Raw genomic sequence first — 12,910 nt, forward strand, 5'->3', positions numbered from 1 at the left:
GGGTTGATTTTAATGCTTCCGATACAGTAAACCAGTTTGGTTTTTACCTATTGTCAATGATGGCAAGAGAAATTTAGAATTTCCTGAATCTAAAGAATATGCCGAGAGGCAATTTTTTCTCAAATCTGTCTACCAAATACAACTCGCCATGTTCGGCATTGTTGACTTCTTTAAAGTTTGAATTCACCAAGTTTGCAGCAATGATGGAGCTAAAACTTAAAGAATACATATTTAGGATGAGGAAATGATGTTCTGGCTCCAAAAGTTCTGCGCAGAGTTTGAGCATTTCGTTGATCTGTTCTTCAAGAATCCATTTTTCACCATCTGGTCCTCTTCCGTAGGCAGGAGGGTCAAGGATAATTCCATGGTATTTATTTCCACGCCTAACTTCCCGTTTGATGAATTTCATGGCATCATCGACTATCCAGCGGATACCCTCCATGCCGGAGGATTCCATGTTGTGTTTTGACCAAGTGACGACCTGCTTGACTGAATCCAAGTGGGTCACATCGGCTCCAGTGCCACGTGCTGCGACACTAGCTGCACCTGTGTAGGCAAAGAGGTTGAGGATTTTGGGTTGTTTTACAGGAAGCTTTTTTACCGTATCGGTGATATAATCCCAATTGACAGCCTGTTCTGGAAACAAACCTATGTGTTTGAAGGAAGTCATTGCCAGATTGAGTTTTAACTTAAGATCATCCTGATTCCTATAGCTTATCTGCCAATTGTGGGGGATTTTTTTCAGTTCATTCCAATGGCCTTTTTCAGGATTGTTTTTTTCCTTGGAAAAGATTGCATGGGCCATAGATTTCCATTCCTGTTCATCCATACTTTTATCCCAAATAGCCTGAGGTTCGGGCCTAGACAAGACAAAATCTCCAAAACGCTCTAATTTTTCAAAACCACCAGTATCAATCAGTTCGTAATCTGACCAGTTTTGAGGTGTCAAAGACAATATTGTTTCCTTCATGGTGCAAAAGTAAGGATATAACTTTAATGGGAAGAAAAAACAGTTAAAAATGAACTTGAAAGTTTATGTTCATTTCATTGAAAATTAACCACAAGAAAGTCAAGTTTGTGGGGGTATTTAGTAAAAATGAAATTCCGTAAAGCTAATTAAAACTTATTCTTTATATAAAAATTAGTATTTTTAGCCTTTTGAAAATTGGATATTTCAAAAAAATCAGAAACTTCTAATAGTTGAAGTAAAAGAGTCTTTTGAAAATCAAATTCTTAAGAGAAACTCAGAGAAGAAATCATCAGTAAACCCCGGTTTTAAATAGTGAAAACGAAAGCGCCTTTTATAGATGTAGAAAAAGTTTTGAAGGAAAAGAATGCCAACCTTCACAGGTGGCTTCCATCATTTGTATTGAAATACATCAAAAGGATTGTTCACGAAGATGATATCAACCATATCATGGCAAAACATGGGCATCTTCAGGGGATGGATTTTGTAAATGGCTTGATTGAGGAGTTTGGTGTAAAAGTAACCTTGACAGGAGCGGAGAATATTCCTTTGGATAGATCTGTTATATTTGCATCCAACCACCCTTTGGGAGGGATGGACGGGATTGCTTTTATGTATGCCTTGGGAAAATACAGGACAGATATCAGGTTTTTGGTGAATGATATCCTGACCAATATCAAGAATTTTGAACCCATGTTTATCCCTGTGAACAAACATGGTTCCAACAGCAGGGAAGTCACCAAATTGATAGAGGATACCTATGCGGGAGACAATGCTGTTTTGGTGTTTCCAGCTGGGTTGGTTTCCCGAAAGCAGGAGAAAGGGATTAAGGACCTTGAGTGGAAAAAAAGTTTTATAAGTAAGTCAAAACGTTATCAAAAAGATATTGTACCAGTCTACATAGAGGGTAAGAATTCAAGATTCTTTTATAACTTAGCCAAGTTTAGAAAAATGATCGGCATCAAATCCAATATCGAGATGTTCTATTTGGCAGATGAAATGTTTGCCCAGAGGGGTAAGAGTATAATAATCCATGTAGGCAAACCGATATCTTTTGAGTATTTTGATAGATCGAAAAGTGAAAAGGATTGGGCAGAAGAGGTAAAGGATATAGTTTACCAGATGGCCTAAAATAGTATTTATATGCAAGCAATAATACCAGCAGTTGACAAGGAAATCTTAAAAAGCGAACTCACACCAGAGCGTTTTTTGAGGTATACAAATAATGGAAATAACCATATCTATCTGATAGATCACCATAATGCCCCAAATGTTGTCCGTGAAATTGGAAGATTGCGGGAATTGACTTTTAGAGGGGCAGGAGGTGGGACTGGATTGCCTTTGGATATAGATGAAAACGATACTTGTGAAAACTGTTACCAACAATTGATTACATGGAATCCCGAGGAAGAGGAGATTGTAGCCGGTTATCGGTTGATTTATTGCAAAAATGCAAATTTTGATGATCACGGTACCCTCAATCTCTCGACTGCGCATCTTTTTGAATTTTCGAAGAGGTTTGTCGATGACTATATCCCGAATACAATTGAATTGGGAAGGTCATTTGTGCAGCCTAAATATCAGCCAAGTATAGATAACAGAAAAGGGCTTTTTTCACTGGATAATCTTTGGGATGGCTTGGGTGCGGTTGTGATGTTGCATCCTGACGTGAAATATCTATTTGGGAAGGTAACCATGTATCCGCATTACAATAGGGGTGCGAGAGATCTTTTGCTTTACTTTATGAACTATTATTTTCCAGATACTGATGCATTGGTTAGGCCACAATCGGAGCTTGCATTGACATATGAAACAGATATGACAGAAGTAGTAGATGCATTCAAAGATCTTGAATATAAAGATGGATACAAACTTCTTAACTCAAGGATCAGGGCTGCAAAAGAGAATATCCCGCCTTTGATCAATACCTACATGAACCTTTCCCCTACAATGAAAACATTTGGTACAGCCCTTAATGATGAATTTGGAGCAGTAGAGGAAACAGGGATTCTGATTACCATCGATGATATCTATGAAAGTAAGAAACACCGTCACATGGAAACTTTTGAGAGGGATAGGGTATTCGGCAGTAGATAATAAAATATATGTATTTACGGAATGATGCCAGTAAAAGAATAAAAGCTTGATTCTTTATTCAATTCGATACTAATTGATATTAGATATTTGTTGATATTGATCCAATGCAACCATTAATATTAGAATTGAAATCACTGGCAGAGAAGCGTATAGAGATTACAATATGAAAAAAACCGTAATAGTAGGAGCCACTACGAATAAAGCAAGGTATGCCTACGTTGTAGCTGAAATGTTGGAAAAATATAAGGTACCGTTTGTACCCATTGGTATAAAAAAAGGAGAGTTGTTTGGCAAAAGCATTTTGGAAATAGGGCAAAAACCACCAATTGATGATGTGCATACCATTACGCTGTATATCGGGGCGAGACACCAGCCAGAGTGGTACGAGTATTTACTTTCCTTGAATCCACAGCGTATCATCTTCAATCCGGGAACTGAAAATCAGGAGTTTGAGGATCTGGCAAAGGCTAGGGGAGTGGAACCCGTGATCGCCTGCAATTTGGTCTTGCTGAGTACTGGTCAATTTTGACCAAAACCACTTCAGGTATTTACTTTTTGGTCGCTGCAAAGGGATAAAGATTTACAATTCGATATTACTCCCACAGCATTGGTGACAAGCTTACTATTTAGGTATGTAATCTCAGATTTTTTGTGTATTATTACGGTTTGTTAGAAAGGTGAAAAAATCTCTTTTGCACATGCATGGAAGAGCTTAAAATTAGTTATGAGCGATAATAAACAAGACAACAATAAGGATTATTCAGCAGGGAATATTCAGGTTCTTGAAGGACTTGAAGCAGTAAGAAAAAGACCTGCCATGTATATCGGTGATGTAGGGGTAAAAGGACTACATCATTTGATTTGGGAAGTTGTAGATAACTCGATTGATGAAGCACTTGCAGGGCATTGTGATACGATCCATGTCACGGTCAATGAAGATAACTCCGTCACTGTAGAAGATAATGGAAGGGGAATTCCTACAGATTATCACCCAAAAGAAAAAAAATCAGCGCTGGAAGTAGTAATGACAGTGCTTCACGCCGGTGGTAAATTCGATAAAGATACCTATAAAGTATCTGGAGGTTTGCACGGTGTAGGTGTCTCTTGTGTGAATGCCTTGTCTACCATGATGAAAGCAACTGTTCACAGAAACGGTAAAGTTTTCGAACAGGAATATTCTATTGGTATTCCCCAGTATGAAGTGAGGGAAATCGGTACGACCGACAAAAGAGGTACCATCATCCATTTCAAGCCTGATGAAAGTATCTTTGCAATTACCGAGTATAAATATGAGACTATTGCGAACAGATTGAGGGAAATGTCCTTTTTGAACGCAGGAATCAGGATATATCTTAAGGATCTGCGTGAACTTGAAGATGATGGATCACCGAGATCAAATGAGTTTTATTCTGAAGGGGGCTTGGTGGAATTTGTCCAGTATCTTGATGATACCAAGGAAAAGATCATCGAAGAACCAATCTATATCGAATCAGAAAAAAATGGAGTGCCGGTACAGGTAGCCATGAGTTATAATTCCTCCTATTCTGAAAATGTGGTTTCCTATGTGAATACCATCAATACATATGAAGGAGGTTCCCACGTTTCAGGATTTAGAAGGGCGTTGACTAGGACCTTGAAAAGTTATGCCGATAAATCAGGGATGCTTGACAAGTTGAAGTTGGAGGTTTCCGGTGATGACTTTAGGGAAGGTTTGACAGCTGTGATCTCAGTGAAAGTAGCAGAACCACAATTTGAAGGACAAACAAAAACCAAACTTGGAAACTCTGATGTAGTAGGAGCAGTAGATAGCTCTGTTTCGGAAGTTTTGCAAACATGGTTGGAAGAGCATCCTAAAGAGGCTAAGATCATAGTTGGGAAAGTGGTGCTTGCAGCACAAGCAAGACATGCCGCCAGAAAAGCCCGCGAGATGGTGCAGCGGAAAAATGTGTTGGGTGGTGGTGGACTTCCCGGCAAATTGGCTGATTGTGCCAATTCAGATCCCACAGTTTGTGAGTTGTACCTCGTCGAAGGTGACTCTGCAGGTGGATCTGCAAAGCAAGGGAGAGATCGTGATTTCCAGGCGATTTTGCCCCTCAAAGGTAAAATCTTGAACGTGGAAAAAGCCCACGAACACAAAATTTACGACAATGATGAAATCAAGAATATCCTTACAGCATTGGGAGTCAAGTTTGGGACGATCAATGGAGATAGAGAGCTTGATTTGACTAATTTGAGATATCACAAAATCATCATCATGACGGATGCGGATATCGATGGATCACATATCAGGACATTGATCTTGACATTGTTCTTCAGATATCTGAGATCATTGATCGAAAATGGTTATGTCTACATTGCACAGCCACCACTTTATCTCCTCAAGAAAGGGAAGGATGAAAGGTATGCATACGATGAAGATGACAGGAAAAAGATAACAAGAGAGATGGTGGGAGATACAGGAAAAGAAGATAGTATCAATCTCCAAAGATATAAAGGTCTGGGTGAGATGAACCCGGAGCAACTTTGGACAACTACCATGGATCCAAATACGAGAACCCTGAAACAGGTAACCATCGAGTCAGCAGCAGAAGCAGATCATTTGTTTAGCATGTTGATGGGTGATGAGGTTCCTCCTAGAAGAGATTTTATCGAAAAAAATGCGAAATACGCCAAAATCGATACCTAATCAATTCCTACAAATTGTTGAAGGGAGCCACAAGCTCCCTTTTTTTGTTCCTAGGTTTGAGGACGATTCTTCAATGTTATTTTATCTGATTTTGTATTAAGATTGTTGGCAAACGCTAGGTAGGAACATAAAAAATTAATTAGATTTGGTCAATACGTTTGTATAGTTATGAATATAGCAGCTAAAGATAAATATGAAGGAGTCATCAACTCCAGTGACTTGGTCAGCAGAGATTTGAGTTGGTTGAAATTCAATGAAAGGGTATTTGATCAATCCAAAAAAGAAAATAGATCGATTTTTGAAAAACTGAAGTTTTTGGCAATCACTGCCTCCAATTTGGATGAGTTTTTTATGATCCGGGTTGGGTCTTTGTATAACTACCTTGATTATGACAAGGAGCGGGTGGATTATTCTGGATTGAGAGAAGAGCCTTTCAAGATGAAATTGATGTTGGAATGTCAAGAATTCCACAAGAAGCAGCAGGCACATTTCCAGAAAAACCTGCTACCCAATATGTCTGAGTCGGGTTTTATCCTCAGCAATGTCAAAAACCTGACACCCGATGAACAGGAATATATCAGGGCTTATTTCAATAAGGCAATCTACCCCATGTTGACGCCCATGGTTTATGACGGATATAGGACATTTCCGATTCTGATGAATAAACTATTGGTTTTTGGGGTAGTCACACTAGCCCCAGGTGAGAAAAAGGAAAACAGGAAATTGTCGTTTGTACAGATTCCAGCCAATATCCCAAGGTTCTTTGAAGTGGAAAGGGAAGATGTGGTGATTTATATTCCAATAGAAGAGGTGATTCGGGAGAATCTTATTTCACTGTTCCGAAATGTGAATATCGAATCCGTCAACCTGTTTAGGATTACCAGAAATGGGGATTTCACTTTGGAAGAAAGCGAAGACATGGATGCCAACTTCCTGGAAGAAGTGAAACGTAAACTCAATGAAAGAAAGACTGGAAGGGTAGTAAGGATAGAAATAGAAGAAGGTTATAGCAAATGGATGATCAATTTGCTCAAAGAACGCTGGAATATCCAAGATGATAGTATTTTCAAGGTAGAAAAACGAAGCATGTTGGATTTTACGGGATTGTGGCAGGTTATTGGAAACAAAAGATTCAAAGACCGACTCCCGCAAATGCCAAGCCCTGTACATCCGCTTTCCTATCCAGAAGAAGGAACAGAGGATATTTTCCAAGTATTGAAGAACAGGGACATTCTACTCCACCATCCATATAACAACATCGATCCGATTTTGGATCTGGTGGAAAAGGCAGCTGAAGATAACAATGTCATGGCAATCAAAATGACAATTTATCGATTGGCTAGCGATTCAAGGATCACAAAGGCATTGCTGAGAGCTGCCGAAAATGGAAAACACGTTTCGGTATTGTTTGAAGTTAAAGCAAGGTTTGATGAGGAAAACAATATCAGGGAAGCCAAGAAGCTTCAAAAAGCTGGTTGCTTTGTAATCTACGGAATCTCAAATGTGAAGACCCATACCAAATTGATGCTTATCGTCAAGAAAGACGAGAATAAAATCACGCGCTATGTTCATTTGGGAACTGGAAACTATAATGAGGATACGGCAAGACTTTATACGGATATAGGCTTGCTTACCACCAATGAAGTATTGGCAAATGATGTCTCTGAATTCTTTAATGTAATCACGGGGCATTCAATTCCAGACACCTATGAAAGCCTGATTACAGCTCCAAGGGATATGAGAAATCAGTTGATTGACTATATTGAACAAGAGTCAGAAAATGCTCGGAATGGACTTCCTTCCGGAATTTTCATCAAAGTAAATTCCTTGGAGGATTCAGAGATTATATACGCACTTTACAGAGCCTCACAATCTGGCGTTCCGGTAAAATTAATTATCAGGGGGATATGCTGTTTGCGACCTGGTAGAGAAGGTCTGAGCGAAAATATTGAAGTGTTGTCTATTGTGGGTGATTTTCTGGAGCATTCCAGAATCTACCATTTCCACAACAATGGAAAAACCAGAACTTACGCCGGAAGTGCTGATATGATGGTGAGGAGTTTTGACAAGAGACTGGAATCATTGTTCAAAGTTGATGCCCCTTTGTTGGAAAAGCAATTGATGAATATCATTTCATTCAATCTCCGTGACAATGTAAATTCCTACACCATGCAGGAAGATGGTACCTATATCCCAAAAGTACCCAAAGAAGATGAGGAGGAATTTAATATCCATAAAGAGTTCTTCAACCTGAATGTGGATGAAGTGATGGAAGTCAAATTGATATGAGGACGGACAATTGAGCTGGTAGGTAAAAGCAACTAGATTTTAACCAAACTCGATATAGGGCGATATTTGATAGTATGGATATTGGTTCGAAAAAGCGCTTTGTGTATTGGGCAGAAAACTGCTTCTAATAATCCCGAAACGAGCAGTCTCAGAGGTCTGGTCATTTTGGGATTCTCTTGTCTGTGAAAACATTGGTCTGTGTCACACAGACCAAGGGGAGTCAAGAAAATTATGAGCTAAAAGCCAGTTCCCTGCTATAAAAACTGTTGGGATTTTTACTTTTCTTAGGAAGAAAGTATGCCCATTTTCCATATTAGGCTATTCATAATGGTCATTCCCTTTTACTTTGAGGATATCCATGATCAGGTCACTGATTTTGGTGGTAACTTCCTCAAAGCAATCTTTTCCTTTTTCTGCTGATGCTTCCTTGGGATTTCCAATTCCGGTATCTTTTGTCACTTTAGACCATTTTCTTTCTGACCAAGCCCAACCTTCCCTGATCCCTTTGATCTTGGAATAGATTTCTTTTCCTTCTCCAGCCTGATCAAGTGGCAATACAAGGTCAGGATATAGGTGCATGATCAAACTGGTCTCCATTTCATCGGCATGGTCACCTGTATTGCTGAAGAATTTTGTCTTGGGAATGGATTTGAACCAATCACAGCTAAGCAATAACATATCTGGAAATTCCAGACCCAACTCCCTCAACATCCATTTGAAATCATTTCCACCATGGCTGTTCAGGATAAGGAATTTTTTGATTCCCTGACGGCTTAAGACTGTCAGCAAATCCCTGATGATAGACAATTGGGTGCTTGGCATGATATTCATATCAAGGTAAATGTCCGATTGACCTGTGTTGACACCGTAGGGAATATTTGGAAGCACTACAATTTTGCCTCCTTTATCCCATGCTTTCTTCGCCGAGTATTCAGCTATTGAACTGGATTCAAAATTGTCTGTTCCGTATGGTAAGTGATAATTGTGTGCCTCAGTGGCTCCCCAAGGTAATATGGCGAGATCATACCGAAAGTCTTTCAGCATTTCCCAATTGACTTCACTTAGTAGGTAAGGTTTCATTTTATTGGCTTTTGGATTGAGGGATTTGATGTGTTGGCCTTCCATGTTTTAACATAGTCGTATCCCAGGTTCATGATTCATCAATTTCCGGAACAAAAGCAATATCTGAAATTCTGGACTCACATTCAAGTGTGGGTTTTCAATGGTTGAGTATCTGAGTGTGGTTTACACAAGTTGTGGATCACTTGGTGTGGTCAAAATTTTGCAGCGCCTCAAGCAAATACTGTTTGTATTTTTCAACATTGTACTCTGCACCGATGGGTTTTTTAAGAAGTTGCCCATCCAAATCCAAAGTGACATAATAAGGTTGGGAATTGGCATTGAAGGTTTGGGCTTGGAAGTCGCTCCATTTTTTGCCAATGGTGTTGATGTTTTTCCCACTGAAGTTGGAAATGTAATGTTCCTCTATCTGGAGTAGGGTTTTGTCATCCACATAAAGCTGGATCAATACATAATCATCCCTGATGATTTTCAGTATTTCAATGTCAGGCCATACATTGGCTTCCATCTTACGGCAATTGACACAGGCATGTCCGGTAAAGTCAATCAGCACTGGTTTGCCTGTTTTTTTGGCATAGGCCAGCCCTTCGTCGTAATCAAAAAATGGGTCTAAGTTCAAGGGTGCGTGAAATAAATCCCCATATTTTCTATGCTTACTTTTCTGTCCAGAATTTAATGCATAATAGTTTCCACCTCCCAAAGTTGGGGTATAGATATCAAAATCTTGGGTATGCTGTGGAGGGAGAAATGCAGAAATGGATTTGAGTGGGGCACCCCATAATCCGGGTATCATATAGATGGTAAACCCGATGACAACCACGCTCAAAAAGATACGGGTGGTGCTGACATAGTGGGTAGGGCTATCATGTGCAAACTTGATTTTCCCAAGTAGATACATCGCCAGTAATCCAAATATTGCTATCCAAAGCACAAGGAACACTTCTCTATCGAACCAATTCCAGTGATAGGCCAGGTCTACATTGGAGAGGAATTTCAGGGCAAGAGCCAGTTCCAAAAATCCCAATACGACTTTGACGCTATTGAGCCATCCTCCGGATTTGGGGAGGGACTGTAGCCAAGATGGAAACATCGCAAATAATGCAAATGGAATGGCCAAAGCCACAGAGAAACCAAACATGCCAATAGCAGGTCCCAAATATTCCCCCATACTTGCTGCCTGTACAAGCAAGGTGCCAATGATCGGGCCTGTGCACGAGAAAGAGACGATTGCCAATGTTGCCGCCATAAAAAACAGGCCTGCCAATCCTCCCTTATCTGATTTTTTGTCAAGCTTATTGGCCCAGGAGTGTGGCAGTGTCAGCTCAAACGCACCGAAGAATGAAGCTGCAAATACAACCAATAGCAGAAAGAAAAAGAAATTGAAAACGCCATTTGTAGAGAGGGCATTGAGCGCATCGGCTCCGAAAACAATGGTTATGCAAAGTCCCAGAAGAACATAAATCACCACAATTGAAATTCCGTAAATCAAGGCTTTTCCAACTGCGGAGCCCTTATTATCACTTTTGGTAAAGTAGCTCACAGTCAAGGGAAGCATTGGGAATATGCATGGCATCAATAATGCGGCAAATCCACCTAGAAATCCAGCGATCAAGATTGCCCATAGGGATTTTTTGCTTTCAGTTTCTTCCGTCAAAAGTAGTTTTTTTTCAGATGGATCATTTCTGGCAATGGTATCGGTAATTGGTTTGTCTAAAGGTCCAAGCTCAGAATTCTCCACTGCAATATTTTTATCAGATAGGTCAGCTACTTGGTTTTCTATCTGTTCAGAAATTACTTTATCAACTTTTTCTAAGGATTCTGATGAAGGAACTTCATCAGATTTTGATACAGTATTGGGAAGCACTGTATTGAATTCTATATCAAATTCCACTTCATTGGGGGGAAGACATTGGTGATCATCACAGACCATAAAGGTGACGAAACCTTTGATCCTACCAGACCTCTGGTTTACTTTGATGACCTGGGTAAATACTGCCTCGTTTTCGAAATAGGGGACATCCATCCCAAACATTTCTTCGTAGGAAACGGTGGCTTTGCTTTCTTCATTGATTTTTCCTTTGCTTGTAATGGCAGGATTGTCAGCTAGCTCAAAAGTTGTGGGAATAGGGCCTCCTTCATTGATATTAGAGCCATATAGATGCCAATTGGCTTCAATACTGGCGGTGTACCGTAAGGTGATTTCCCCTGCTGTATTTGATTGGCTTTCAAAGGACCAAGTGACAGGTTCGTGAAATTGGGCAAAAGCATTCCCTCCCAAGAAAAGGAGGATCAATGCCAAAATGGTATACTTCATAAATACTTAGTGTAAACAAAAAAAGGCGGGGGAGTTTCGGTAAACCAAACCAAAATACATGAGGACTCCCCCGTTTTACCTTTTTATTTTTTCAATAATTCTGTCAATTGGATTTTGAGTGCGGACTCGGAAGGACGCATGGCATCGGTTGATATGATCATACCATCCTTGTCAAACAGCATAAACCTCGGGATGCCTTTGATCTCGTAGTTTTGCACCAAACCTGATTTCCAAGCACCATCCGCAAACAATTGAACACCGCCCAATTCTTTTTCTTCAATGAATTTTTTCCATTTTTCATGGTCTTTTTGCTCATCAATAGACACGCTTAGAAATACGATGTCTTGTCCATGAAATTCCTCTTCGAGCTTTTTCAAATGGGGTATTTGCTGAATACATGGACCGCACCAAGTTGCCCATACGTCCAAGTAGACAATCTTGCCTTTCAGGGAAGAGAAAGAAACCTCTTTGCCATTGGGATCTTTGTATGTAAAGTCGTATCCTTTTTGGCCTTTCTGGGATTGGCTGAGTTTCTCGAATTCCAAGATGAGTGATTTAGAGCGTTCTGAGATAAATTTATCTTTGTGGGGTTTGATGATGATTTCATATTCCTCAGGCTTCAACTTGAATCTGTTCACTTCGGTATATAAGAAGTTATCTAGCAAAATTGGATCTTTGATATCTTTCAAGGCACTGTTGAAATAGGAAGATTTGGAGTATCCATTTTCTTTGGAATAGTAGAAGAAATAATTGCCCATCATCCTCAAACCATTGTATAACTCCAAAAGCTGTGGGTTGTCGAATGCTACTTCGTTTCGGAAAGTTTCATAAAATTTTGGAGTTTGCTCTTCAGTCGGATGTACAGATCTTGGAAATCTCCAGAAATTTAACGCCTGGTCATATACATCTGTCTTGATTGTCATGCTGATCAAGTCATCAAGAGCAGGGTCTCCTGTATTTACTTTTTTCAAAAACTGATCTCTACTTGGTATGATTTCATTCTCTACCAAGGGGAAAAAGTCCACATAAGTCATGTTGGAGCCTAAAGAATTGATGCTTTCCATTTTTTGGACTAGGTTGTTCCATTCGGTAAGGAGCTCGTTGACACGGTCTGTTTTTATGTCTGACTGAAGTCTGTAACCTGATTCATCTATATCCAACTTGTAGCTTCCAGCTTCCTTTATGTAAAGCCTAAGGATATGGGATGATTTTTTGTCCGTGAGTTTGATATGGTAGAAGCCGGCTTTTTCAGGATCAAATAAGAATCCAAACTTTCCCTTTTCCGAGATGTTGCTGCTACCTATCTGTTTGAGTTCCCCAAGGGCAACCTCATATAGTTCCACCTGGTTGTTTGTCAGATCAAAATGTACCTGAGCCTCAATTTTGATGAAGTCTTGGGACTGGGCGTTGACCAGACCAGTCCATAGACTACAAACCAATAATAATTTCATTGTGATAGTTTTCATTATTTTCTTTT

General features: G+C 39.7%; 9 protein-coding genes. 5 read left to right on the forward strand and 4 right to left on the reverse strand.

The annotated features are described in order from the left end of the window. Nucleotides 1-73: 73 nt before the first annotated feature. Nucleotides 74-970, reverse strand: coding sequence for an RsmD family RNA methyltransferase (locus ACFSKL_RS17805; protein WP_376887903.1), 897 nt, complete (start codon nt 968-970; stop codon nt 74-76). A 312-nt stretch (nt 971-1,282) separates the two neighbouring features. Between ACFSKL_RS17805 and ACFSKL_RS17810 the strand changes: the two genes are divergently transcribed. The 5 genes from ACFSKL_RS17810 to ppk1 all read left to right on the forward strand — a co-directional run bounded on the left by ACFSKL_RS17810 (nt 1,283) and on the right by ppk1 (nt 8,039). Then, nucleotides 1,283-2,098, forward strand: coding sequence for a 1-acyl-sn-glycerol-3-phosphate acyltransferase (locus ACFSKL_RS17810; protein WP_376887905.1), 816 nt, complete (start codon nt 1,283-1,285; stop codon nt 2,096-2,098). A gap of 12 nt (nt 2,099-2,110) precedes the next feature. After that, nucleotides 2,111-3,064: a GNAT family N-acetyltransferase gene (locus tag ACFSKL_RS17815; RefSeq protein ID WP_376887907.1), complete on the forward strand. Its 954-nt coding sequence runs from the start codon at nt 2,111-2,113 to the stop codon at nt 3,062-3,064. A gap of 163 nt (nt 3,065-3,227) precedes the next feature. Beyond that, nucleotides 3,228-3,593, forward strand: coding sequence for a CoA-binding protein (locus ACFSKL_RS17820; protein ID WP_376887910.1), 366 nt, complete (start codon nt 3,228-3,230; stop codon nt 3,591-3,593). A gap of 195 nt (nt 3,594-3,788) precedes the next feature. Continuing rightward, nucleotides 3,789-5,750 (forward strand): DNA topoisomerase (ATP-hydrolyzing) subunit B, encoded by a 1,962-nt coding sequence (gyrB, locus tag ACFSKL_RS17825; RefSeq protein WP_376887911.1) that lies wholly within the window; start codon nt 3,789-3,791, stop codon nt 5,748-5,750. 168 nt (nt 5,751-5,918) lie between these two features. Beyond that, complete coding sequence (gene ppk1 / locus ACFSKL_RS17830; protein WP_376887912.1) at nt 5,919-8,039, forward strand: polyphosphate kinase 1; 2,121 nt, start codon at nt 5,919-5,921, stop codon at nt 8,037-8,039. A gap of 318 nt (nt 8,040-8,357) precedes the next feature. On the opposite strand, the gene ACFSKL_RS17835 is transcribed toward ppk1, so the two are convergent. The 3 genes from ACFSKL_RS17835 to ACFSKL_RS17845 all read right to left on the reverse strand — a co-directional run bounded on the left by ACFSKL_RS17835 (nt 8,358) and on the right by ACFSKL_RS17845 (nt 12,899). Next, complete coding sequence (locus ACFSKL_RS17835) at nt 8,358-9,119, reverse strand: creatininase family protein (RefSeq protein ID WP_376887914.1); 762 nt, start codon at nt 9,117-9,119, stop codon at nt 8,358-8,360. Nucleotides 9,120-9,300: 181 nt separating this feature from the next. Next, on the reverse strand, nt 9,301-11,433 hold the full coding sequence (locus ACFSKL_RS17840) for a protein-disulfide reductase DsbD family protein (protein ID WP_376887916.1): 2,133 nt from the start codon (nt 11,431-11,433) through the stop codon (nt 9,301-9,303). An 83-nt stretch (nt 11,434-11,516) separates the two neighbouring features. Then, complete coding sequence (locus tag ACFSKL_RS17845) at nt 11,517-12,899, reverse strand: TlpA family protein disulfide reductase (RefSeq protein WP_376887919.1); 1,383 nt, start codon at nt 12,897-12,899, stop codon at nt 11,517-11,519. Nucleotides 12,900-12,910 lie beyond the last annotated feature (11 nt).

Source organism: Belliella marina (genome assembly GCF_042682445.1).
GTDB lineage: Bacteria > Bacteroidota > Bacteroidia > Cytophagales > Cyclobacteriaceae > Belliella > Belliella marina.